General features: G+C 74.2%; 22 protein-coding genes. 12 read left to right on the forward strand and 10 right to left on the reverse strand.

Translation table 11 applies throughout. The features are described 5' to 3' along the window. Window positions 1–81: 81 nt before the first annotated feature. The 8 genes from NH602_RS10860 to NH602_RS10895 all read left to right on the forward strand — a co-directional run bounded on the left by NH602_RS10860 (window position 82) and on the right by NH602_RS10895 (window position 6,993). Complete coding sequence (locus NH602_RS10860; protein WP_253067755.1) at window positions 82–681, forward strand: hypothetical protein; 600 nt, start codon at window positions 82–84, stop codon at window positions 679–681. Further along, complete coding sequence (locus tag NH602_RS10865; protein ID WP_253067756.1) at window positions 678–2,564, forward strand: S9 family peptidase; 1,887 nt, start codon at window positions 678–680, stop codon at window positions 2,562–2,564. Before NH602_RS10860 ends, NH602_RS10865 begins: the two co-directional genes overlap by 4 nt. Window positions 2,565–2,625: 61 nt before the next feature. After that, window positions 2,626–3,084, forward strand: coding sequence for a GyrI-like domain-containing protein (locus tag NH602_RS10870; RefSeq protein ID WP_253067757.1), 459 nt, complete (start codon window positions 2,626–2,628; stop codon window positions 3,082–3,084). A gap of 87 nt (window positions 3,085–3,171) precedes the next feature. Further along, the gene (locus NH602_RS10875) at window positions 3,172–4,134 is read left to right on the forward strand and encodes a ferritin-like domain-containing protein (protein ID WP_208826087.1); all 963 of its coding nucleotides are present in this window, start codon (window positions 3,172–3,174) and stop codon (window positions 4,132–4,134) included. A gap of 10 nt (window positions 4,135–4,144) precedes the next feature. Then, window positions 4,145–4,795, forward strand: coding sequence for a HemK2/MTQ2 family protein methyltransferase (locus NH602_RS10880; RefSeq protein WP_179762242.1), 651 nt, complete (start codon window positions 4,145–4,147; stop codon window positions 4,793–4,795). After that, window positions 4,785–5,000 (forward strand): CDGSH iron-sulfur domain-containing protein, encoded by a 216-nt coding sequence (locus NH602_RS10885; RefSeq protein ID WP_073577251.1) that lies wholly within the window; start codon window positions 4,785–4,787, stop codon window positions 4,998–5,000. Before NH602_RS10880 ends, NH602_RS10885 begins: the two co-directional genes overlap by 11 nt. Beyond that, window positions 4,997–6,019, forward strand: coding sequence for an iron-containing redox enzyme family protein (locus tag NH602_RS10890; protein ID WP_253067758.1), 1,023 nt, complete (start codon window positions 4,997–4,999; stop codon window positions 6,017–6,019). The genes NH602_RS10885 and NH602_RS10890 overlap by 4 nt, the downstream gene beginning before the upstream one ends. Further along, window positions 6,016–6,993 (forward strand): L-histidine N(alpha)-methyltransferase, encoded by a 978-nt coding sequence (locus NH602_RS10895; protein WP_253067759.1) that lies wholly within the window; start codon window positions 6,016–6,018, stop codon window positions 6,991–6,993. The genes NH602_RS10890 and NH602_RS10895 overlap by 4 nt, the downstream gene beginning before the upstream one ends. A gap of 6 nt (window positions 6,994–6,999) precedes the next feature. On the opposite strand, the gene NH602_RS10900 is transcribed toward NH602_RS10895, so the two are convergent. From NH602_RS10900 to NH602_RS10940, 9 genes are all read right to left on the reverse strand, one after another. Continuing rightward, window positions 7,000–7,332, reverse strand: coding sequence for a DUF202 domain-containing protein (locus NH602_RS10900; RefSeq protein ID WP_179762245.1), 333 nt, complete (start codon window positions 7,330–7,332; stop codon window positions 7,000–7,002). Further along, window positions 7,329–7,700 carry a YidH family protein gene (locus NH602_RS10905; protein WP_179762246.1) on the reverse strand — a complete coding sequence of 124 codons (372 nt, stop codon included), beginning with the start codon at window positions 7,698–7,700 and terminating at the stop codon, window positions 7,329–7,331. The genes NH602_RS10900 and NH602_RS10905 overlap by 4 nt, the downstream gene beginning before the upstream one ends. Further along, complete coding sequence (locus NH602_RS10910; protein ID WP_308292831.1) at window positions 7,697–8,482, reverse strand: formylglycine-generating enzyme family protein; 786 nt, start codon at window positions 8,480–8,482, stop codon at window positions 7,697–7,699. Before NH602_RS10910 ends, NH602_RS10905 begins: the two co-directional genes overlap by 4 nt. A 104-nt stretch (window positions 8,483–8,586) precedes the next feature. Next, a complete protein-coding gene (locus NH602_RS10915; protein ID WP_179762248.1) occupies window positions 8,587–10,047 on the reverse strand; it encodes a sulfatase in 1,461 nt (486 codons plus the stop codon). Continuing rightward, window positions 10,044–11,576 carry an arylsulfatase gene (locus NH602_RS10920; protein WP_218899371.1) on the reverse strand — a complete coding sequence of 511 codons (1,533 nt, stop codon included), beginning with the start codon at window positions 11,574–11,576 and terminating at the stop codon, window positions 10,044–10,046. The genes NH602_RS10915 and NH602_RS10920 overlap by 4 nt, the downstream gene beginning before the upstream one ends. Continuing rightward, entirely contained in the window at window positions 11,573–13,585 is a 2,013-nt protein-coding gene (locus NH602_RS31630) for an ABC transporter ATP-binding protein (protein WP_253067760.1), read from the reverse strand. The genes NH602_RS10920 and NH602_RS31630 overlap by 4 nt, the downstream gene beginning before the upstream one ends. Next, the gene (locus NH602_RS10930; RefSeq protein ID WP_218899372.1) at window positions 13,582–14,466 is read right to left on the reverse strand and encodes an ABC transporter permease; all 885 of its coding nucleotides are present in this window, start codon (window positions 14,464–14,466) and stop codon (window positions 13,582–13,584) included. The genes NH602_RS31630 and NH602_RS10930 overlap by 4 nt, the downstream gene beginning before the upstream one ends. A 3-nt stretch (window positions 14,467–14,469) precedes the next feature. Then, a complete protein-coding gene (locus tag NH602_RS10935; protein WP_179762249.1) occupies window positions 14,470–15,417 on the reverse strand; it encodes an ABC transporter permease in 948 nt (315 codons plus the stop codon). Window positions 15,418–15,420: 3 nt separating this feature from the next. Then, window positions 15,421–16,983, reverse strand: coding sequence for an ABC transporter substrate-binding protein (locus NH602_RS10940; protein WP_253067761.1), 1,563 nt, complete (start codon window positions 16,981–16,983; stop codon window positions 15,421–15,423). 191 nt (window positions 16,984–17,174) lie between these two features. On the opposite strand from NH602_RS10940, the gene NH602_RS10945 reads away from it, so the two are divergent. Genes NH602_RS10945 through NH602_RS10955 form a run of 3 tightly spaced genes read left to right on the forward strand, consistent with a single transcriptional unit; the run spans window position 17,175 to window position 21,199 of the window. Beyond that, entirely contained in the window at window positions 17,175–18,335 is a 1,161-nt protein-coding gene (locus NH602_RS10945) for an ROK family protein (RefSeq protein ID WP_179762251.1), read from the forward strand. Beyond that, complete coding sequence (locus NH602_RS10950) at window positions 18,332–19,705, forward strand: sulfatase (protein ID WP_179762252.1); 1,374 nt, start codon at window positions 18,332–18,334, stop codon at window positions 19,703–19,705. The genes NH602_RS10945 and NH602_RS10950 overlap by 4 nt, the downstream gene beginning before the upstream one ends. A gap of 30 nt (window positions 19,706–19,735) precedes the next feature. After that, window positions 19,736–21,199 carry a sulfatase gene (locus NH602_RS10955; RefSeq protein WP_246352726.1) on the forward strand — a complete coding sequence of 488 codons (1,464 nt, stop codon included), beginning with the start codon at window positions 19,736–19,738 and terminating at the stop codon, window positions 21,197–21,199. Between the two features lie 11 nt (window positions 21,200–21,210). Here the strand turns inward: NH602_RS10955 and NH602_RS10960 are convergent, their stop codons facing one another. Continuing rightward, window positions 21,211–22,110: an NADP-dependent oxidoreductase gene (locus NH602_RS10960; RefSeq protein WP_253067762.1), complete on the reverse strand. Its 900-nt coding sequence runs from the start codon at window positions 22,108–22,110 to the stop codon at window positions 21,211–21,213. Between the two features lie 90 nt (window positions 22,111–22,200). Between NH602_RS10960 and NH602_RS10965 the strand changes: the two genes are divergently transcribed. After that, window positions 22,201–24,251, forward strand: a 2,051-nt coding sequence (locus tag NH602_RS10965; protein ID WP_253067763.1) for an FUSC family protein, incomplete at its 3' end; no start/stop codon positions are given.

Here is a 24,251-nt window from a genome sequence, read left to right on the forward strand (position 1 = left end):
GGTGGCGCCCGCGTTCCGTGACCTCGGCGAACCGGGTACGGCCGACGCCGCCGCGCCGGCCCCGGCGACGGCGGGTGCCCGGTGAGCCGGCGGCTGCGGCCGCTGCGCCGCCACCAGATCCTGACCCGCTCGCTGTACGCGGCCCCTCTCCCCGAGCCCGGCGGGCCCGGCGCGATGTGGACCGTCGAGGTCGACCAGGCACGGGACTGGGACGCACGCCTGTACCGCGACGGCGAGCAGGTCGCGCGGGCGGAGATGCCGGCGTCGCTGCCGGTGCCGGGCGGCCGGATCGAGGTCGACGCCGGCCTCTACGGCATCACCCGGATGCACCTGGTCACCGACGACGGCGGCGAGCGCAGGCTGCCCCCGGTGCCCGGCACGCTGGAGTACCGCCGCACGCGGCTGGCCCGCCGCTCACCGGCGGTGAGCCGCACGATCGCGACGGTCGCCGTCGTCGTGCTGCTCGTCAACCTCGTCCTGGCCGTCCCGGTGGCGCTGGAGCTGCTCACCGGCATCGACGCCGTCGCCGCCCGGTTCGGGACGTTCACCTCACCGGTCACCCTGCCCGGCTGGCTGAACACGGGCCTGCTGGTCGCGGGCGTGATCGCCGCGGCCGAACGCGCCCTCACCTGGCGCCGCCACCGCGTCGTCGACGCCGAGACGATCTGGACCGCGCTGTGACCCCGACCCCGGAGACCACCATGGCCCTGCCCGACCCGATCCCCGCCCGCGACCTGCTGCGCATGCCCGACCGCACCGCTGCCACGATCTCCCCGGACGGCACCCGCATCGCCTTCCTGGCCCCGTGGAAGGGACACCTGAACGTGTGGGTGTCCGATGTGGATGGCAGCGGCGAGCGCTGTGTCACCGCCGACGAGACCCGCACCGTGCTCCGCTACCTCTGGACCGACGATCCCCGCTACCTGCTCTACCTGCAGGACACCGGCGGCGACGAGAACTGGCACGTGTACCGGGTCGACCTCACCGCCCCCGCGTCGGCGGCGGTGGACCTCACCCCGTTCGAGGGGGCGACCGCGTTCGGCGTCGAACAGCGCCCGGAACGTCCCGGACGGGTCCTGCTGCAGAGCAACGCCCGCAACCCCGTCGAGTTCGACCTGTGCGAGATCGACGTCGCCACCGGCGAGTTCACCGTGCTCGCGCAGAGCCCCGGCGGCGGCGCGGGCTGGACCCTCGCGGGCGACGAGTTGCTGCGCGAGACCCTCACCGAGGACGGCGTCGCGCAGGTGTGGCACGGCGACGACCTCGTCGTCACCTTCGACGGCGACGCCCACCCGCTCGGCGTGTACCCCTACGAGCCCACCCCCGACGGCACCGGGATCTGGATCGGCACCTACGGCGACGGCGACCGGCTGCACCTCGGCCGGCTCGACACCAGGACCGGCGAGGTCACCGAGGTCGACCGGCACCCCGAGCACGACATCGACATCCGCGCCCAGATCTTCCCCAGCCTCCCGTCGGCGCTGATCCGCCACCGCGGCACCGGCGAGCTGCTCGGCGTCCGCTACCTCGGTGCGCGCCAGGAGATCCGGGCCGTCGACCCGGACTTCGCCGAGGTGCTCGTCGCGCTGCGCGACCTGTGCGACGGCGACCTGTCCAGTGTCTCCGGCGACGTCGAGGGCCGACGCTGGGTCGCGACCTTCGTCCACGACCGCGACCCCCAGACCTGGTTCCACGACCGCGCCACGGGGGAGTCGCGGCTGCTGTTCCGCCCGCGCGCCGACCTCGACCCGGCACAGCTCGCGCCGGTCGAGGCGGTCACGATCACCGCCCGCGACGGCCGGGAGATGCTCGCCTACCTGACGCTGCCGGTCGGCGTCGCACCCGAGGGGCTGCCGCTGGTGCTGATGCCGCACGGCGGGCCGTGGGCCCGGGACTGGTGGGGCTTCGACGCGAGCGTGCAGCTGTGGGCGAACCGCGGCTACGCGGTGCTGCAGCCGCAGTTCCGGGGGTCCTACGGGTTCGGCCGCGCCCACATGGAGGCCGCGGTCGGGGAGTTCGCCGGCGCCATGCACGACGACCTGATCGACGCCGTCGACTGGGCCGTCGCCCGCGGGTACGCCGACCCGGACCGGGTCGCGATGTTCGGCGGCTCCTACGGTGGCTACGCGACCCTGGTCGGGGTCGCGTTCACCCCGGACCGGTTCGCCGCGGCGGTGGAGTACGTCGGTATCTCGAACCTGGCGGACTTCCTGCGCACCGTGCCGGAGTTCACCCGGCCCGGCCTGGTCAACAACTGGTACCGCTACGTCGGCGACCCGGCCGACCCGGCGCAGGAGGCCGACATGCTGGCCCGCTCGCCGATCACCCGGGTCGACGACATCCGCACCCCGCTGATGGTGGTGCAGGGCGCCAACGACGTCCGGGTGGTGCGCGCCGAGTCCGACAACCTCGTCGCGGCGCTGCGCGGCCGCGGGGTGGACGTGGAGTACCTGGTGTTCGACGACGAGGGGCACGCCATCGTCAACCCGGAGAACCTGGCCACCATGTTCGAGGCCGCCGACCGCTTCCTCGCCACCCACCTCGCGCCCCGCGCGGACCGATGAGTCCGCCCGCCCGGCGCGGTCCACCCCGGTGGACCACCCACCCGGCCGGAAGGACCCGTCCATGACCACCCCCGAGCTCGTCGAGGTCAGCGCCCGCCCCACCGCCGTCGTCCGCGGCACGGTCCCGGGCACCGGCCTGCCCGCGTTCTTCGACCGCGCCTATTCCGTCCTCCCCGCCGCCGTGGCCGGGCAGGGCGTGACGGTCACCGGCCCGGCTTTCGCGCTGTACCGGGGGCCGCTGACGGCGACCGCCGACCTCGAGACGGGGTTCCCCACCGACCGGGAGGTCACCCCGGACGGCGACGTCGTCGCCGGCGCGCTGCCCGCCTGCCGGGTGGCCCGCGTCGTGCACGCCGGGTCCTTCGACGGGCTCGGCGCCGCCTGGCAGCGGCTGGGCGAGTGGGCCGCCGAGCAGGGCCTGCGCGGCGGCGACGTGTTCTGGGAGGTCTACCTCACCGAGCCGTCGCCGGACATGGACCCCGCCGACCTGCGCACCGAGCTGAACATGCCGGTGGTCTGACCGGAGCGGCACCGGTGGGCAGGAGTGGGACCGCGGATCGCGGGTAGGCGCGGTCCGACCCTGTCGCCGCCGCAAGAGGACGTGTTCGTGACCGATACCGCCGCCGTGGTCGCCCAGCTCCGTGTGCTGGAGCAGCTGACCCGCACCGAGAACCGGATCGCGGGCCTGCGCACCGTGCAGGCCCGCACCGACGAGACCCGCCGCGAGCTCACCGACAACGCCCGTCGCGCCGAGGCCCGCCTCGGCCGCATCCAGGACGCCCTGCGCGAGCTCGACGCCGTACCCGACCTGGTCGGTGCCGTCGGCGGCCGGATCCTCGCGTTCGTGAAGAGCCAGGTCGAGCAGGCCCAGCGCTTCGACGAGGCGCTGCTCGGCGACCTCGCGCTGGAGCGGCAGCTGCAGGACCGCGCCCGCTACCTGCAGGCGCTGACCGCGTCGGGGCCCGACCGGGTGCACCGCCTCGCCGGTGAGCTCGTCGAGGCCCACACCGAGACCGTCGAGTGGCTGACCACCGTGCTCGCCGAGGAGGCCGTCGGCGGGCCCGCGCCGCTGCGGGCCACCCCGCTGCAGGTCGTGCGCGGCGCCGTCACCGACGTCGTACGGCTACCGGCCCGCCTCGGCGCCGTCGGCCTGAACCGGGCCGGGCACGAGCTGACCCGGGCCGGGGAACGGGTGCGGCGCACCGCGTCGGCACTCGGCGACGGCGCCGACCGCGCCGGACGCGACGCCGCCGACGTCCTCGGCTCCGGGCTGGACGCCGCCCTGGAGCGCGCCGAGGACATCGCCCGCCGCGAGCGGGCCGGCGACACCGCCCGCGCCCTGCACGACACCCGTCGGTCCCGCGGCGCGCTCGGCGCCGGCGAGCTCCCGGTCGACGGCTACGACGATCTGTCCGTCCCCGACGCGGCCCGCGCCGTCCGCGAGCTCGACACGCCCGAGGACGTGCAGGCCGTGCTGCGCTACGAGGAGCAGCACAAGAACCGGGCGGGCGTGCTCACCGCGGCCCGCACCCGGCACGCCGAGGTGGCCCGCGAGACGGTCGCGCACTGACGTGGCGCCCATGCTCCTGACCCCGCCCGGGGTCTACCGGCCCCAGTCGGACTCGCAGATGCTGGCCCGCGCCGTCGCCGTCTCCGGGCGGGCCCGTGGGGCCGTGCTCGACCTGGGCACCGGCACCGGGACCGTGGCGCTCGCCGCGGCCCGCTGCGGTGCCGGCGCGGTCACCGCGGTCGACCTGTCACGGCGCGCCGTGCTCGCGGCACGGGTCAACGCCCGGCTGCACCGCACCGCGCTGACGGTGCACCGCGGTGACCTGTTCGGCCCCGTCGACGGCCGGCGGTTCGACCTGGTCACCGCCAACCCGCCGTACGTGCCGTCGCACACCGACCGGCTCGTCCGGTACCGCCGGGCCCGCAGCTGGGACGGCGGTCGCGACGGCCGCGCCGTGATCGACCGCATCTGCGACGGCGTCGCCGCCCACCTCGGTCCGGGCGGCGCGCTGCTCATGGTGCACAGCGCGGTCTCCGGGGTGCAGGCCTCGCTGGACCGGCTCGCCGCGGCCGGGCTCACCGTGCGGGTCGCCGACCGGTCCCGGATCCCGCTCGGCCCGGTGATGCGGGCCCGCACCGCGCTGCACGAGGCCCGCGGCCTGGTCGAGCCCGGCGCCGCCGACGAGGAGCTCGTGGTGATCGAGGCCGTCCGTGGGTCGTGAGACCGGCGCCGGCCCCGCCCGGGTGCGGCTCACCGACGACGGCCCGGTCCTGGTGACCGGCCCGGTGGAGGTCGAGCTGCCCGACGGCACCCGGGTGACGTCGCGGCGCCCGGTCACCGCGCTGTGCACCTGCCGGCGCACCCGCCGTCCGCCGTTCTGCGACACCAGCCACCGCACCCGCGTGCGACAGGAGGACCCGACGTGACCGCACCCCCGCACCCGGGCACCGGGACCGCGCCGCTGCCGGCGGCGCGCGGCCCGCTGTCCGGCGCCGTCCTGGCCCGGCTGGGCGGCGACCCCGCCGCGCTGCCCGCCGCGGACGACGCCGACCCGTGGGGCGAGGACCTGCACCTGGCCCTGCACTGCTGCTACGAGCTGCACTACCGCGGCTTCGCCGGGGTCGGCGACGAGCACGAGTGGGACGTGGCCCTGCTCGGCCTGCGCGTGGCGCTGGAGGACCGGTTCCTGGCCGCCCTGCGTGCTGCGGTCCCGCCCGGCGACGACGTCGACGCGACCGTCGCCGAGCTGCTCGTCGAGCCGGTCGGGCCGGGCGCGGAGACCGGCGTGACCCACCACCTGCTGCGCCGCGGCGAACTGTGGCAGCTGCGCGAGTACGTCGTGCACCGCTCGATCTACCACCTGAAGGAGGCCGACCCGCAGGCCTGGGTGATCCCGCGGCTGCCCCCGGCCGCCAAGGCGGGCCTGGTCACCGTCGAGCACGACGAGTACGGCGCGGGCGACGCCGCGGGCATGCACGCCGTGCTGTTCGCCGGCATGATGCGCGACCTCGGACTGTCCGACGCCTACGGCGCGCACGTCGACACCGTCGGCGCCGAGACCCTCGCCGAGGTCAACTTCATGTCGCTGTGCGGGCTGCGGCGCAGCCTGCGCGGCGCGCTGGTCGGGCAGTTCGCGCTGGTCGAGCTGACCTCCTCGCCCGGATCGGAGCGCCTGGTCCGCGCGATGCGCCGGCTCGGCTGCGGCCCCGCCGCGATCCGCTTCTACGACGAGCACGTGGAGGCCGACGCCGTGCACGAGCAGGTCGTGCGTCGCGACGTCCTCGCCCCGCTGCTGCGTACCGAGCCCGGCCTGGCCGCCGACGTCGTGTTCGGGATCCGGGCCGCCGGGCTGCTCGGCGACCGGCTCGGCGGGCACGTGCTGGCCCGCTGGGCGGCGGGGGAGTCGAGCCTGCGCCGCCCGCTCGATGACGGGCCGGGCCGGTGACCGCCGCCCCGGTCGAGCTGGAACAGGGCTCCTTCTGGGACGACACCGACGAGCTGCGCGCCCGCCTCGCCGAGCCGCTGCCGCGGATCCCGCCCTGGTTCGGCTACGACGCGCTCGGCTCGGAGCTGTTCGAACAGATCACCGAGCTGCCGAGCTACTACCTGACCCGGTGCGAGCGGGCGCTCCTGGAGCGGTACGGCACCGACATCGCGGCCCGGTTGGGCTGCCCACGCGTCGCCGAGCTCGGGTCCGGGAGCGCGAAGAAGACGCGGCTGCTGCTCGAACACTGCTCGGCGGCCCGGCCGACGACCTACCTGCCGATCGACGTGAGCCGCGAGATGCTCGTGCTCAGCGCCGAACGCATGGCGGACCTGCCGGGGCTGACCGTCACCGGGCTGTGGGGGCGGTACGAGGCCGGCCTCGACCGGCTGCGCGACGACGGCGGCGCCCCGGTGGCGGTGCTGTTCCTCGGCGCCAACATCGGCAACACCACCACCGGTGAGCGCGCCGCGCTGCTGGCCCGGATCGGCGCGACCCTGCGCCCCGGTGACGCCCTGCTGCTCTCGGCCGACCTGGTCAAGCCCGCCGCGGTGTTCGAGTCCTGCTACAACGACCCGCCCGGGTACGACGCCTTCGCCCGGTTCCGGCTCAACCACCTCGACCACCTGGCACGCCGGTTCGGCGGCGGTGTCGACCTCGACGGGCTGCACGCCGTCGCGCACTACGACCCCGGCCCCGACGACGGGGTGGGTGTGGTCGACGGGCGGCTGTGGGCGCGCCGCGACCAGGTGGTGCCGCTGCCCGGCCTGGACCGGGTGCTGGAGCTGCGCCGCGGGGACAGCGTGAACGTCGGGTTCTCCGCGAAGTTCGACCGCGACCGGCTGGTCGCCGACGTCGCCGGGCACGGGCTGCGGCACGAGACGGAGTGGGTCGACGAGGAGCACCGCTACGGACTGTTCCTGTTCCGGCGGTGACCCCGCTCAGAACACGACCAGCACCAGCGCGCCCACCCCGAGGGCGCCGCAGCCGGCCGCGGTGAGCAGCAGCGCCGCACCACCTCCCACGGTTCCCGGCACCACTCCGGTGAGCCGCCGGTGGGTGCCGCGGTAGCGGTACTCGCCGACGACCCCGAGCACGACGGCCGCGACCAGCCCGACCAGGCCCGGCAGGGTCGCGGCCACATGCCCGACGTGCACCGGCAGCACCCGCAGCGCGACGAGCGAGCCGACCGCGAGGGACACGGCCGTGCGCCGCCACGCCAGCCCGGTCCGCTCGGGCTGCAGACCCGCGTCGAACACCCGGTCCGCGTTCACCGCAGCAGCACCGCCAGCGCGACCAGTCCGCCCGCGACGACGACGGCGACCGCGGTCGGCAGGGCCAGCAGAGGAGGCGGGAGCGGCCGCCCGGCACGCAGGCTGCGTTCGGTGACGTACCACCCCGCCCATGCCTGGACCGGGGTGAGCAGGCCGGCGCCGATGAGGACCAGCGACGCCGCCAGCCGCAGGCCCGCGTGCAGGTCCAGCCCCAGGGCCTCCAGGGCGACCCCGGCCGCGACCAGCGCCAGCGAGGTCCGGATCCACGCCAGGAACGTCCGCTCGTTGGCCAGGGTGAAGCGCGGGTCGGGCTCGTCGCCACGCCGGAACAGCCGGGCCGGGAACCTGCGTCCGGTGGGGGCGGTCATCGGGCCACGGTACGGAAGCCGGTGTTGCCGGTGGACGAGTCCGGCGTGTTCGACGACCGTGCCGCGTTGCGGTACCGGTTGCAGTACGACGCGTGGCACAGGTAGGAACCGCCCCGCGTGACGCGGCTGTCGTCGCCCCGGGCCGGGTCCCACCGGTCCGCGCACCATTCCCACACGTTCCCGACCGTCTGCCACAGGCCGTAGTCGTTGGGGTGGTAGCTGCGGACCGGTGCGGTCGTGAGGTGGCCGTCGTCGAGGGTGTTCTCGGCGGGGAAGCGGCCCTGCCAGATGTTGCAGCGGTCCGGCGCGTCGAGCTCGTCGCCCCACGGGTAGCGCCGTCCGTCGTGCCCGCCGCGGGACGCGCACTCCCACTGCGCCTCGGTCGGCAGCGCCCGGCCGGCCCAGGCGCAGTACGCCTGCGCGTCGTTCCAGCTCACGTGGACGACGGGGTGGTCGTCGATCCCCTCGGTGGTGGACCCGGGGCCACCGGGACGCTGCCAGTCCGCACCCCGGACGCCCAGCCACCACGGGGCCCCGGGTACCCGGCCCATGACCGCCTCGTCGGGCGCGGCCAGCGCGAGGTGGAACACCGCGGAGAAGCCGAACGACTCGGCCTCGGTCACGTGACCGGTGGCGTCGACGAACCGGGCGAAGTCGGCGTTGGTCACCGTGGTCGCGTCGATGTCGAACGCGTCGAGGGTGACGGCGCGGACCGGGCCCTCGCCGTCGTCCCAGCGGGAGTCGCCGTGGGCGTCGCCCATCCGGAACGTCTGTGCCGGCACCCGGCACCGCTCGACGCCGTGCCCGGCCGGGGCACCGCTGCCGGTCCGCGACCCGGCTCGGCGCGCCCGCCCCGACGGCGCCGCACCCGGCGCGCAGCAGCCGCTCACGCGGATGCCCCCTCCGGGCGGCATCCCCGCACGGACGCCGGGACGGTCTGCCCCGGGTGCGGGGTGTCGCCGAGCCGGTGCTGTTCGCGCCACAGGGCCAGCGTCATCCGCTCCCGCACGTCGCGGTGGCCGGGGTCGTCGTAGACGTTGTGCAGCTCGTGCGGGTCGGTGTGCAGGTCGAACAGCTCCCACTCGCCGGGGTAGACGAACGGCCCGGTGCCGGGCAGGCCGTGCCCGTCGTTGTAGTAGTAGATGATCTTGTACCGGTCGTCGCGGTAGCCGTAGTGCGCCGGGGCGTGGTGGAAGACGTCGTCGTGCTCCCAGTACCGGTAGTACATGCCCGCGGCCGGGGGCGGGGCAGGAGCCTCCCCGGAGAGGTCGTTCCAGAAGCTGCGGCCCTGCATCCGCTCGGGGACGGCCACCCCGGCGGCCTCCAGGATCGTCTGCGCGAAGTCGACGTTGGTGACGATGCCGTCGTGCACCCGCCCGGCGGGCAGCCGCGCCGGGTAGCTGAGCAGCAGGGGCATCCGCAGCGACTCCTCGTACATGAAGCGCTTGTCGAACCAGCCGTGGTCGCCGAGGAAGAAGCCCTGGTCCGAGGCGTACATGAGCAGGGTGTCGTCGTACTCGCCGCGCCCGCGCAGGAACTCGACCACCCGGCCGACGTTCTCGTCGACGCTGTGCACGCAGGCCAGGTAGTCCTCCATGAAGCGCTGGTACTTCCACACGGCCAGCTCGTCGTAGGTCAGCCCGTCCGGCGGGTCGACCTTGAGGTCCTCGGTGTTCAGGTTGTCCGCGACCCGCATCAGCGCCCGCCGCGCCGAGGAACTGCGGGTGGACATGTCGTCGTGGAAGGTCGCCGGCAGCGGCACCGGGTCGCGGTACAGCGCGGCGTGCTCGGGCTTCGGCTCCCACGGGCGGTGCGGCGCCTTGTGGTAGATCAGCACGCACCACGGATCGTCGCCGGGCAGGGACTCGACCCACTCCAGGGCCAGGTCGGTGATGACGTCGGTGGCGTAGCCCTCGACCGTGCGCAGCCCGTCGGCGGACAGGAACCGCGGGTTCCAGTACTCGCCCTGTTCGATCACGACGTCCCAGTGGTCGAAGTTCTGCGGGTCGTGGCCGTCGCCGTCGCCCATGTGCCACTTGCCGATCATCGCGGTGCGGTAGCCGGCGTCGCGCAGCGCCGAGACGAACGTCGGCTGGCTCGCGTCGATCGGGGTGACCAGGGTGGAGACCCCGTTCACGTGGCTGTAGGTGCCGGTCAGGATGCTGGCCCGGCTGGGTGAGCAGAGGGCGTTCGTCGCGAAGCAGTTCTCGAACCGCCACCCGTCACGGCCGATCCCGTCGATGTGCGGGGTGGCGTTGACCAGCGATCCGTAGGCGCCGATCGAGTGCGACGCGTGGTCGTCGGTCAGGATCATGACGACGTTCGGTCGCCGGGTGGGTGCGGTCATCGGTCCTCTCCGGGGGTGGGGATCGGCCAGGGCAGGACGCCGTGGTCGGCGGCCCAGTCCTGCCAGCGTGCGGCGAGCCGGGCGACGTCGTCGGGCCGGTCGGCCGCGAGGTCGTGGAGCTCGGAGCGGTCGTGGTCGAGGTCGTAGAGCTCCCAGGGGGCACCGGCGGTCCGGACGAGTTTGAGCGGGCCGACCCGGACCGCGCAGTTGCCGATGTGCTCCCAGAACAGCGCCCGGTCGGCCGGAGCGTCGGTGCCGCGCCAGCTGTCGAGCATCGAGGTCCCACGGGAGTCCACGGGGCCCGCGCCCGCGACCGCGGCGAGGGTCGGGGCGACGTCGACGAGCTGGAACGGGTCGGTCCGCACCGTGCCGTCGGCCAGCTCGCCCGCGGGCCAGTGCACGATCATCGGGGTGGCGATCCCGCCCTCGTGCACCCAGCGCTTGTAGAGCCGGAACGGGGTGTTGGACAGGTTCGCCCAGGCCCGGCCGTAGCTGGCGAAGGTGTCGTCGGGCCCGGGCACGATGCCGGGCTCGTTGCCGAGCCGCATCGGCCGTCCGTCCGGGGTGTGCGAGGGCTGGCGGGACCGGAAGTGCACGGCGTCCGGCGGTGGCAGCTCCTCGGCGCACCCGCCGTTGTCGGACAGGAACAGGATCAGCGTGTCCGCCAGCCGCCCGGACTCCCGCAGCGCGTCGACGATCCGGCCGATCCCGGTGTCCATGACCTCGACCTGGGCGGCGTAGACGGCCATCCGACGGGCCTGCCATGCCCGGTCCGCGGTGTCGGCCCAGGCCTGCTCGCGCGGATCGCGCGGGCTCAGCGGGGACTCCGTGCCGAGCAGACCGTTCTCCCGCAGCCGGGTGAGACGCTGTTCGCGCAACGCGTCCCACCCGGCGAGGTAGCGCTGTTCGTACCGCTGCACGACCTCCTCGGGGGCGTGCAGCGGCCAGTGCGGCGCGGTGTAGGCCAGGTAGAGGAAGAACGGCTCGTCGCCGCCGGAGCGGACGAACTCCACCGCGTGGTCGGTGACCGCGTCGGTGAGGTAGTAGCCGTCGCCGGGGACCTCCTGGCGGGTCTCGCCGCGGAACAGCCCGCGCGGGTGGAAGTAGTCGTCGGCACCGGCCAGGATGCCGTGGAACTCGTCGAACCCGCGCCGCGTCGGCCACGTGTCGTTCGGGGTGGCGGTGTCGCTGGACAGGTGCCACTTGCCGGACAGACCCGTCCGGTACCCGGCCGCGGACAGGTGTTCGGCCACGGTCGGCACCGCCGTGGACAGCGACCCCGGGTAGCCGTGCGGGCGCTGGTCGTCGGTGAGGATCCCGATCCCGGTCTCGTGCGGGTCGCGCCCGGTGAGCAGGCTCGCCCGCGACGGGCTGCACCGGGCGGTGTTGTAGAACGACGACATGCGGACCCCGTCGCGGGCCAGCGCGTCGAGGTGCGGTGTGTCGATCTCGCCGCCGAAGGCGCCGAGGTCGGACCAGCCGAGGTCGTCGGCCAGCACGAGCAGGATGTTCGGGCGGGCGGTCGTCACAGTTCTCCCGGGAAGTGGCAGGCGGCGAGCTGTCCGGCGGGGGTCGGGGCGAGGTCGGGCCGCTGCTGCTCGCAGATCTCGCGCCCGGAGCGGTGCAGCGGGCCGATCGGGCACCGGGTGCGGAACGTGCAGCCGCTCGGCGGGTGCGCCGGGCTCGGCATGTCCCCGGTCAGCACGATCCGTTCCCGGCCGCGGGCGGCGGTGTCCGGTTCCGGGGTCGAGGACAGCAGCGCCCGGGTGTAGGGGTGCTGCGGGGCGCGGTAGACGTCCTCGGCCGGGCCGGTCTCGACGATGCGGCCCAGGTACATCACCGCCACCCGGTCCGACAGGTGCCGGACGACGCCCAGGTCGTGGGCGATGAACAGGTAGCCCAGACCGAGGTCGTTGCGCAGGTCCTCGAGCAGGTTGATGATCTGCGCCTGGATCGACACGTCCAGTGCGGACACCGGCTCGTCGCAGATCAGCATCCGGGGTTCGGCGGCCAGGGCCCGGGCGATGCCGACCCGCTGACGCTGCCCTCCGGAGAACGCCTGCGGGTAGCGGTCGAGGTGCCCGCGGTGCAGCCCGACCCGGTCCAGCAGCTCGGCCGACCGGGTGCGGGCCGTCCGGCCGGTGACACCGGCGATCCCCAGCGCCTCGGTGAGCGACTGGCCGACGGTACGGCGCGGGTTCAACGACGCGTACGGGTCCTGGAACACGTACTGGATCGTGGAGGTCACGGTGCCCGACGCCCGTCGGTCCATCGCGGTCACGTCGGTGCCGTCCACGACGATGCGGCCCGAGGCGGGCCGGTTGATGCCGACGATCGTGCGCGACAGGGTCGACTTCCCGCAGCCGGACTCGCCGACCAGGCCGAGCGTCTCGCCGGCGGCGACCTCCAGGGAGACCCCGTTCACCGCGTGGACCGGCGGGGTGCGGCCGAACAGCCCGCGCGAGCGGGATCCGACGTCGGTGACCAGGTCGGTGACCTGCAGGATGGGCCGCGGGTCCGTGCCCGGTCGGCGGGTGCGGACGGTCGGTGTGGGCAGCACGGTGACGGTGTCGCCGCGTTCGCTGACCCAGCAGGCCGCCGTCCGGTCGCCGTCGCGCGTGGTGAGCTCGGGCCGTGTCGTGGCGCACTGCGGCTCGGCGACGGCGCAGCGGGGATGGAACGCGCAGCCCGTGGGCAGCCGTGCCGGGTCCGGCGGCGAACCCGGGATGGCGGGCAGCGCGTCGGACCCGGCGTCGGCGCGCGGGACGGCGCCCAGCAGGGCGTGGGTGTAGGGGTGACGGGGCGCGGCGAAGACGTCCGCGACCGGCCCGGACTCGACGACCCGGCCGCCGTACATGACCAGCATCCGGTCGCACAGCTCGGCGACCACCCCCATGTCGTGGGTGATCATCACGATCGCGATGCCGAGCTCGCGGCGCAGCTCGACGAGCAGCTCCAGGATCTGCGCCTGGATGGTGACGTCCAGGGCGGTGGTGGGCTCGTCGGCGATGAGCAGCCGGGGCTTGTTGGCCAGCGCGATCGCGATCACGACCCGCTGGCGCATGCCACCGGAGAACTCGTGGGGGTAGAGGTCGGCGGTGCGCTCGACGTCGGGGATCCCCACCTGGGCGAGCAGCTCCAGCGCCCGGGCCCGGGCCGCGGACCGGCTCGCGCCGTGCACCAGCAGGGCCTCGGCGATCTGCTCGCCGACCCGCATCACGGGGTTCAGTGCGGCCTGCGGGTCCTGGAAGACCATGGCCATGTCCCGGCCGCGGACCTCACACAGCTGCAGCTCGTCCAGCCCGAGCAGGTCACGGCCGCCGAGCTCGACGACGCCGGAGTCGACCCGGCCGGGGGAGCGCAGCATCCCCATGACGGCCCGCGCGGTCACGGACTTGCCGGAGCCGGACTCCCCGACGATGCCGAGGATCTCGCCCTCGCGCAGCTGCCAGGAGACGTCGTTGACCGCGCGGACCGTGCCGCGTCCGGTGCGGAACTGCACCGTCAGGCCGCGGACGTCGACGAGGATGGGGGTCACGTGCGGTTCACCGCCTCGTTGAGGGCGTCGGTCAGCAGGCTGAACGCCAGGGCGAGCAGCAGCAGGACCACGATGGGGCCGATGATGTAGGTGGGGGCCTGCTCGACGTAGCGCATGCCGAGGTTGAGCAGCGAGCCGAGCGACGGCTCGGGAGGCTGGATGCCGAGGCCGACGATGGACAGCCCGGCCTCGAGGAACACGGCCTGCACGATGAACACCGAGCCCTGCACCAGGATCGGGTCCAGCGTGTTCGGCAGGATGTGCCGGGTCATGATCCGCCACCGGCCGATGCCCAGGGTGCGGGCGGCCAGCACGTACTCCCGGTCCTGCTGGGTCAGCAACACCTGGCGGGCCAGCCTGCCGAACGTGGGCAGCCCGATCAGGATGATCGAGACGACCAGCCCGCGGAAGCCGGTCCCGACGACCAGCACCACCGAGATGCCGAGGATGAGGCCGGGGAAGCCGACGATGATGTCGAGCATCCGCTGGGTCAGCGTGCCGAGCCAGCCGGCCACCGCGCCGAGCAGGCCGAGGACGGTCCCCAGCACCATCGAGACGGGGACGGCGTAGAGGACCAGCGCGAGGTCGGTGCGCAGCCCGTAGACGCTGCGCACGAAGATGTCGCGGCCCAGCTCGTCGGTCCCGAACGGGTGCGCGAAGGAGACGGGGAGCAGAGCGTCCGGGGTCTGCTCGTCGTAGCCGCCCGGGAACAGGACCGGGGCCAGCGCCGCGAGCAGGGCCAGCCCCAGGACCAGGGCGCCGGCCACGATCCCGCGCGGGGTGCGGAACGCCTGCAGGTAGCGCGCCCCGGGGACCGGCCGGCGCTCGCCGGCCGGGTCCGTGTCGGCGGGGACGGTCGTGGTGGGGTCGGTGGTCGTCATCGGTCAGCCTCCCAGCCGGACGCGCGGGTCGAGGGCGGCCAGGACGATCTCCGACAGCAGCTGCATCACGACCGCGACGAGCACCGCTCCGAGGATGAGGGCCTGGACCACGAGATAGTCACGGGACTGGACCGAGGACACCGCGAGGGTGCCCAGCCCGTTCCGGGCGAAGATCGCCTCGACCACGATCGCGCCGCCCAGCAGGTCGCCGATGCGCAGGCCGATCACCACGACCACCGTGCCGACGCTGTTGCGCAGCACGTGCCTGCGGGTGACGCGGCCGGGCCGCGCCCCCTTGGAGCGCGCCAGGTCGACGAAGTCCTCGCCGCGGGCGGTCAGCATCGAGGTCTGCAGCAGCCGGGCCACGACGGCCGCCTGCGGCAGGGCCAGCGCGACCGCGGGCAGGATCAGGTACTGGATGCCGAGCTCGGGGTCGTCCAGCAGCGCGATCTCACCGCTCACCGGCAGCAGCGGCAGCGCCAGCCCCAGGAACAGGATGAGCAGCAGGCCGGTGAGGAACGGCGGGATCGCCAGGAACACCGTGTTGAACCCGTCCACCACCGAGCGGGCGCCGCGCGAGCGTGGGGAGCCGCCGAGGACACCCAGCAGCAGCCCGACCGCGATCATGATGACCGTCGCCAGCAGGGCGAGCTCGACGGTGCTCTCCAGCCTGCTGCCGATCAGCTCGGTGACCGGCCGGTTGAGGATGTAGGACCGTCCCAGGTCGCCCCGGAACACCCCGCCGATCCAGAGGAGGTACTGCTGCCACAGCGGCTGGTCGAGCCCGAGCTCGGCCCGGATGCCCGCCACGATCTCGGGGGTCGCGTCCGGTCCGGCCAGCTCGACCGCGGCGTCACCGGGCGCGAGCCGGGGCAGGACGAAGGCGATCACCGAGCTGACGAGGGCGACCAGTGCGAACGAGGGCAGCTTGCCGATCAGGAAACGGATCATCACTCAGCCCGTCACGTAGGCGTTCTCGAGCAACGTGACGCCACGCATGGTGACCGCCACGTCGCCGGTCTTGATCGAGGCGACCAGGATCTCCGGGGCCTGGACCACCGGATGCAGGAACGCCTCGTCGTTCAGGTACGCACCGAGCGCGACGACCGCGGCGTCCGCCTGCGGGCTCCCCGGCGGTGCGGTGCGCAGGGCCTTCTTCAGCGCCTCGAACCGTGGTGAGTCGGCTTTCGACGGGTTGCCCTCGCGCAGCACCGGGATCGAGTCGATGATCGTCGACGGGGCGAGCGGGATCTGCGAGTGCAGCGACAGCCACGCCGGGCCGAGCTCACCCTGGTTCTGTCCGGTCTGGAAGGTCGGCTGGTCCAGGGTGACGCCGACCGGGTCCAGGCCGATCGCGCGCAGGTTGTTGGCGACGATCTCGAAGATCGCGCGCACCGTCGGGTTGGCCCCGTAGGAGATCGGGACCCGGGCGCCCTCGGCGCCGGCCTCGGTGATCATCCGCCGGGCCAGGTCGGGGTCGTAGGTGAAGTGGTCGACCTGTGCCTGCGGCACGCCCCGGGCGCCGACCGGGAACGGCAGCGAGGAGACCGCGCCGGTCCCGGCGAAGACCTGGTCGCGGATGCGCTGACGGTCCAGCGCGAAGCCGACGGCCTGCCGGACCCGTCGGTCGTCGAACGGGGCGACCGTGGTGTCCAGGCCGAGGGGGTAGACGGTGCCCCCCGCGTCGAGGATCTGGTAGCGCTCGTCGCCGAAGTAGGGCCGGGCGTCCGACGGCGTCAACCCCCACGCCAGCTGGGCCCGGCCGCTGCGCAGCGCGGACAGCAGAGCGGTGGCGTCGGCGGTGACGACGAACTCGATCCGCTGCAGGTGCACGGCGTCGCGGTTCCAGTAGCCGTCGTAGCGCTCCAGGGTGAACCCCGCGCCGGGCTGCCAGTGGGTGAACCGGAACGGGCCGGTCCCGACGATCCGGGAGCCGTCGGCGACGCCGGCATAGGTGTTCGGGTCGACGATCGGCGTCTGGTTCAGGTAGTCGAACAGCGCGTCGCCGAGCGGGGCCTTCGCGGTGACGGTCAGGTGGGTGGGGTCCTCCACCCGGACCGAGGCGAACGACCGCGGGACGTTGCCCAGGTTGGACCCGGCGGCCTTGCCCGCCGTCGTCTCGAACGTGAACTTGACGTCCTCGGCGGTGAACGTGCGGCCGTCGTGGAACGTGACGCCCTCACGCAGGCTGATGCGGACCGTCCGGCCGTCCGGGGAGACGTCGACGGCCGTGGCCAGGACGGGCTCAACGGCGCGGGTTCGCGCGTCCAGGCGGATCAGTGGCTGGAAGACGTTCTCGACCCACGGGTTGTTGCGGGCCAGGGTCTGGAACAGCCCGGCGGGCCGGGCGTCGAGGGCGATCGCGTAGGTGAGGGTGCCGCCCTCGATGCGCTCGCCCCGGGAGCTCTGGAGGTTCCGGGCGGAGGTGCAGGCACCGACCGTCGCGACGAGGGCGACGATCGTGACGAGCGTTCTCAGCCGTCGTCGGGGCCGGGACGGTCGTGCACGGGCTCGCATAGTGCTCCTCGTCGTCGAGGGAGGCGTTCGGGACTTTCTGCGCCGCGAAAAGTAATCAGTCGGACGATCGCGCGTCAAGGAGTGCTTCTTAGGCAAACACGGTCGCTAGGTGCATGTTCTTTCTTCTTGATGCGAAGTAACCGGCTGCTACAGTCGCGTCCGGCACTACGGAGTGCGAGAGGGGAACGACCGTGGCGACGCTGAGTCGTGATCGCAGGCGCGGCCCGTACGAGGCCGCCGTCCTGCGGGTGCTGCGCGAGTGCGGTCCGGTGTCCCGGACACGGGTCGGTGAGCTGACCGGGCTGTCCGCGGCCACGGTCAGCAAGGCGGTCTCCGCCATGGTCGGCAGCGGGCTGGTCCGCGAGGGCGGGGTGACCGAGCCACGGATGGGACGCCCCGCCGTCGCTCTCGTGCCCGCCGTCGACGCGGTGACCGTCTGCGGGGTGCAGGTCGAGTACGGCACGATCCGGCTCGCGCTGGCCGACGCCGAGGCCCGGGTCCGCTCCACACGATCGGTGCCGTTCGATGTCACGGCGCCGGCGGCCGAGGTGCTCGACCTCGTCGCCGCCGAGGTGTCGGCGCTGGTCGCCGCGGACTCCGGGGCGCCCTGCATCGGCCTCGCGGTCGGGCTGCCCGGCGCGGTCGACGAGGCGCGCCGGGTCAACCGGCTGACCATCAACCTCGGCTGGCGCGACGTCCCCGTCGCCGACCACCTGGAACGGGCGCTCGGTGTCCCGGTCGTGGTCGACCACCACGTCCGCCTGATGGCGCTCGGCGAGACGAGACGCGGTGGCACCGCACGGGACGCGATCGCCTACCTGTACGTGCGGCGCGGGGTGGGGCTCGGTATCGCCGCGGCCGTCCCGCAGCGCTACGCCGCGGGTCCCTCGGGGGAGTCCTTCCTGGGTCACACCCGCGTCGCCGAGAACGGGGTGCTCTGCCGGTGCGGTTCCCGGGGGTGCCTGGAGACGGTCGTCGCCGAGCCCTACCTGCGGGCGCGGATGCACGGGGCCGGGCACCGGATCACCCCCGAGACGCCGGTCCTGCCGGAGCTGCACCGGCTGGCCGCGGAGGGCGACCCCGCGGCCGTCGAGATCGAGACCGACGTCGCGGGCCACCTCGCGGCGGCCCTCGCCACGGTCGTCAACCTGTTCACCCCGGACCTGGTGCTCGTCGGCGGCATGGTCGCCGAGGCCCCGGACCGGGTCGTCACCCGCATCCGCGAGCTCACCCGGGAGCGCATCTTCCCGCTGCTGCGCGAGGACTTCCGGCTGGAGCCGGCGCCGAGCAGCGACGAGGCCAGCCTCCGGGGGGCGGCCGCACTCGCCCTGGAGGTCTCCTACTACTCATGACCGCATCCGACCGCAGGCCGAACATCCTGCTGATCACCGTCGACGACATGGACGCCCGCAGCCCCGGCTGCTTCGGCGGACCAGCGGGCCTGACCCCGCACATCGACGCCCTCGCGGCGACCGGCGCCCGCTTCCCCGAGGCGCACGTCGTCGCCGCGGTGTGTCAGCCCAGCAGGTCGGCGATCATGACCGGCCGTTATCCGCACCGCAACGGCGCCGAGGGGTTCGAGCCGATCCACGACGGCGTCCCGGTCCTCACCGACGCCCTGCGCGAGGCGGGCTACGCGCTCGGCATCCTGGGCAAGGTCACCCACCTCGCGCCGGTCGAGCGGTTCGGCTGGGAGCACGCCCGGGACATGGCCGAGCTCGGCCAGGGACGCGACCCCGGGCGCTACCGGGCCGAGGCCGCGGCCTTCCTCGACACGGCCGTCGCGGCCGACCGGCCCTGGTTCCTGATGGCCAACATGCACGATCCCCACCGTCCCTTCCACGGCAGCGCCGCGGAGGCCGAGAAGTTCGGCGACGACGTCGGTACCGCGATCCCGGCCCCCGACCTCGTCCCGGCGGTGGGGGAGCACCCGCTGCCCGGGTTCCTGCCGGACCTCGACGGGGTGGCGACGGAGTACGCGCAGTACCTCGCCTCGGTGCGTCGCTGCGACCAGGTGGTCGGCGCGGTCACCGCGGCGGTCCGCGAGCACGGCGGCGACCGCGACACCGTCGTGGCATTCCTGTCCGACAACGGGATGGCGTTCCCGTTCGCGAAGGCCAACTGCTACCTGCAGAGCACGCGCACACCGTTCGTGCTCGTGTGGCCGGGTGTCACGACGCCCGGGTCGGTGCACGAGGGCGACCGGTTCACGATGCTCGACCTGCTGCCGACCTTCTGTGAGGTCGCGGGGGTGCCGGTGCCCGACGGTGCGGGTGGGAGCAGCCTCGGGCCACGCCTGCGCGACGGCGCGCAGCCGGAGCCGGACCGCACTGTCGTCACCGTCTTCCACGAGACCTCGGCCCAGGGGCGCTACGAGATGCGCTGCGCCCAGGACTCCGCGCACGGTTACATCTGGAACGCCTGGTCCGACGGCGAGCGGCAGTACCGGGCGGAGAACATGCACGGCCTGTCGTGGGCCGCCATGCAGGACTCCACCGACCCGTCGGTCCGTGCACGCCGGGAGTTCTACCTCCGCCGCGCCCCCGAGGAGCTCTACGCGCTGCGCGCGGACCCGCACGCGCTGTCCGACCTCGCCACCGACACGGCGCACGCCACGGTGCTCGACGACTACCGGGAGCGGCTGCGGTCCTGGATGACCGAGACCGGTGACCCGCTGCTCGACCGCTTCGAGGTCGAGGTACTCGGTCGCACCGCCTCCTGAACCCGTCCGTCACCTCCCGCAGGAGATCGCTTGTCCGCCAGCCGCATCCCCGCTGCCACCGATCCCGGTGACCGTCCGAACATCGTGCTGGTCATGACCGACCAGCAGCGCTTCGACACCATCGCGGCACTCGGGCACGACCACGTCGACACCCCGCACCTGGACCGTCTCGTCGAGCAGGGCGTCGCGTTCACCAGGACCTACGTGACGTCGCCGTCGTGCGCGCCGTCGCGGGCGAGCCTGTTCTCCGGGCTGTACCCGCACACCACCGGCGTGCTGCGCAACGACGAGCCGTGGCACCACTCCTGGGTCGAGCAGCTCGCCGACTCGGGGTACCGGTGCGTGAACGTCGGGAAGATGCACACCTACCCGTACGAGGCGTCGGTCGGATTCCACGAGCGCCACGTCGTCGAGAACAAGGACCGCGACACCCCGCGGCTGCCGTTCTACCTCGACACCTGGGACAAGGCACTGTGGACGCGCGGTGTGCGCAAGCCGAGCCGGGTGACCTACGCCGAGCGTGCCGACTACGCCGAGCGGCTCGGCGCCTTCGAGTGGGAACCCCCCGCCGACCTGCATGCCGATGTGTTCGTGGGTGGACTGGCGACGATGTGGCTGGACCGCTGGCGCGGCGAGGAGCCGTTCTTCCTGCAGGTCGGCTTCCCCGGGCCGCACCCGCCGTACGACCCGACCCCGCAGGCGCTGGAGCCCTACCGGGACCGTGACGTCCCGCTGCCGCACGCGACGCCGGAGGACGTGGCGGCCCAGCCCGCCGCACTGCAGCAGCTGCGCGAGCAGCACATGGGTGTCGATCACGACGCCGTCGTGCACCGCCTCGACACGACGCCCGAGCAGGAGGCGCGCCGGCGGCGGCACTACGCCGCGAACGTCACGATGATCGACGAGCAGGTCGGGGAGATCGTCTCCGCGCTGGAGCGCCGGGGGGTGCTGGACCGGACGGTCATCGTGTTCACCTCCGACCACGGCGACTGTCTCGGCGACCACGGGCACAGCCAGAAGTGGACGATGTACGAGCCGAGCGTGCACGTGCCGCTGGTCGTCTGCGGTGCGGGGGTGACCGCGTCCGGGGTGCGCCGCGACGGCCTGACCTCGCTGATGGACGTCGGGCCGACCGTGCTGGAGCTGGCCGGGCTGACCCCGCCGGGCTGGATGGAGGCCGAGTCCCTCCTCCCGGCGCTGGCTCCCGGTGCGTGGTCCGGCCGTGAGCGGGTGTACTCCGAGCACGCCCGTGACCGCATCCTGGCGGGGACGGCACTCATGACGATGGTGTTCGACGGCCGCTGGAAGCTGGTCGAGTACCTCGACCCGGACGAGGGGCAGCTGTTCGACCTGGAGACCGACCCGCACGAGGAGCGCGACCTCTGGGGATCGCCGTCGCACCGCGAGGTCCGGGACGCGCTGCTGCGCGACATCGCCCGGTGGCGCGCGACGAGCGGGATGACCACCGCGAGCTGGGCCGCGCCCTTCCGCTGACCCGGCCCCGTTCAGACGGTGATCACGACCTTGCCGGTCACGTGGCCGTCCTCGACCAGGGCGAGCGCCGCCCCGGCCTCGGCCAGCGGCCGGACCTCGCGCACCAGCGGGTCGAGCTCCCCGGCCGCGACGAGTGCGGCGAGCGCGTCGAGCACCGCCGTGCTGCGGTCGCGGGTGACGTCACGCCCGCCCAGCTGCGCGACCAGCGGCTTGTCCGCGATCGAGTACAGCGTCGCGGGCGGGACGAGCCCGGCCACCGCGCGCAGGGCGTCGCCGCCGACCAGGTCCAGGGCGCCGTCGACGCCGCCGGGCGCGGCCGCGCGGATCCGGTCGGCGACGCCGTCGCCGTAGGCCACCGGGACGGCGCCGAACCCGGCGAGCAGGGCGTGCTTGCCGGGGCTCGCCGTGCCGACGACCGTCAGCCCGCGGCGGCGGGCCAGCTGCACCAGCGGCAGGCCGACCCCGCCGCCCGCCCCGTTGACCAGCAGCGTCGCCCCGGCGGGCAGGTCGAGGTTCGTGAGGGTGTCCCAGGCGGTGCCCGCGGCGACCGGCAGCGCCGCCGCCTGCTCGGGCGAGACCTCCGGCGGGCGGTGCGCGGCGAACCCGGCGGTGACCCGTGCCCGCGGCGCCCAGCCGCCCTGCATGTCCGGGCAGCCGCCGAACACCTCGTCGCCGGGGGCGAACCCGGTGACGCCGTCGCCGACCTCCAGCACGGTCCCGGCGACCTCGCGGCCGAGCACCGCGGGACCGGTGACGCCGTAGTCGCCGTCGCGCATCCGCCGGTCGCCCGGGTTGACCCCGGCCGCCCGAACCCGCACGAGCAGCTCACCCGGCCCGGGCCGCGGCTCCTCGACCTCGACGAACGCCTGCTGCTCCGGGCCACCCGCCGCCACGAACCCGTACCCGCGCACCCGCCACCTCCGTGATCGGTCCCGGGCTCCCACGCTACGTCCGGCGGGCCCGGGATGCGCGAAGATCACGATCCGGTATACCGTTAGCATATGCAACGGACTGTGCCGACCGCGTCCGACCGCCTCCTCCGGGCCCGTGACCGGTTCGTCGCCTCCGACCCCGGCCTCGTCCGGCTCGTCTCGGCGGTCCGCGCCGTGCTGGCGATCGCCACCGCGCTGGGCGTGGAATACCTCGTCGCGACGGTGACGGGCACCCCGCCGCTGGTGCCGATGATGCTCGGGGCGGTGGTGGCGATGCTGGCCTCGTTCGGGGTCGTCGACGCCACCCGCGCCGGGCAGGCGGTCACGCTGTGCTTCCTGGCCCTGTCGATGCTCGCCGGGATGGGCGTGGCGCTGCTCGTCGACCGGAACCGGCTCGCGTCGCTGACCGCGTTCGTCGTGGTGGTGTTCGTCGCGGTCTGGGTACGGCGCTTCGGGCTGCGGTACTTCGTCTGCGGCATGGGCGGGTTCATGGGCTACTTCTTCGCCCTGTTCCTGAGCCTGCGCCCGGAGATGCTGCCCGGGGTCGCGTTCGTCGTCGCGGTCGCGATCGTCTGGGTGATGCTGCTGACGCTGGTGCTGCTCCCGATCCGCAACGACCGGGTGCTGCGCCGGATGCTGCGCTCGTTCGAGGCGCGGCTCGCCGGTCTCGCCGGGACCGTGCTCGCCCTCGACGGGCACGCCCCCGGCACCGCGGAGCGGGAGCGTGCCGAGGCCCGGCTGGCGAGCCGTCTGGTCCGGGTGAACGAGGCCGCGCTGGTCATCGACGGGCAGCTGGGGACCCCGGCCGCCGTCGCCGACGACGACGCCGCCCGGATCGTCCGCCGGGCGGTGTTCGACGCCGAGCTGGCCGTGACCGCGCTGACCCGGGTCGGCCCCGGAACCCTGGACTGCGACGACGCCCGCGCGGTCCTCACCGCGCTGCACGGCGGCCGCTGGGACGCGGTGCGCGAGCGGGCCGGACGGGTCGCCGACCGGGTGGCGGCCCCGGGGCCGCGCCGGCTCGCCGTCGACGCCACGGTGCTCGCCGACGCCCGCGCCGACTGGACCGCCGCCCTCGCCACGGTGCGGGAGGGCGACTCCGGCACGGTGCCGGAGGACACCGCCGCCCCGACCGTCGGGGAGGCGGCCGCGTTCGCCCCCGCGGTCCAGCTGTTCGGGGGCAACCTGCCCGGCTCGGCGGGCACGGTGACCCGGCTGCACCGCCCGCCGGACCCCGGCCGTCCCGCCTCGCGGCTGTCGCTGACCACCCGCCAGGCCGTGCAGGTCGCGGTGGCCACCGCGGTCGCGATCGCGGTGGGCGACGCACTGTCCGAGCAGCGCTACTACTGGGCGGTGCTGGCCGCGTTCATCGCCTTCACCGGCACCGCGACCGTCGCCGAGACGGTGCGCAAGGCCGCGCACCGCATCGTCGGCACCATGATCGGCCTGGTCGGCGCGATCGCGCTGGTGCCGGTGCTGGGACCCGACGTCGCCGTGGTGCTGCCGGTGATCCTGCTCAGCATCTTCGGCGCGCTCTACCTGTTCCGGCTCTCCTACGCGCTGATGATCTTCTTCATCACGCTGATGCTCGGCGAGCTCTACGCGCTGCTCGGCACCTTCACGGTGGACCTGATGGTGCTGCGCCTCGAGGAGACCGTGGTCGGCGGTCTGATCGGCTGCGCGGTGTCGGTGCTCGTGCTGCCCACCCGCACCCGGTCCGCCGCCGAGGAGGCCCGCCGCGGGCTACTCGACGCGCTGGCCGAGCTGCTGGGCACGGTCGACCGGGCGCTGCGCCGGCCCGGCCCGTGCGAGGACCTGCGTGCCGGGTCGCGCGCACTTGACGCCGCACTGCACCAGACGCTGCTGCTGGGGCGTCCGCTGACCCGGACCTGGCTGGGCTCCACCCACCGCGACGTCGTGCACGGGCTGACCGCCTGCACCGCCGTCGCCGAACACGCGCGGCGCCTGGCCCGCTCCGCCGAAGGGGTGTCCGGGACCCCGGCGCTGACCGCGGGCTGTGCGCGCCTCGCGCAGCTCACCGCGGACGCCGTCGCCGGGCGGCCGGTGCCCACCGGTAGCTGCGCGGCCGTGCTCGACCTGCTGATCGGTCCGGCCGGCGG

Source organism: Pseudonocardia sp. McavD-2-B (assembly GCF_024124365.1).
GTDB classification, from domain to species: Bacteria; Actinomycetota; Actinomycetes; order Mycobacteriales; family Pseudonocardiaceae; genus Pseudonocardia; species Pseudonocardia alni.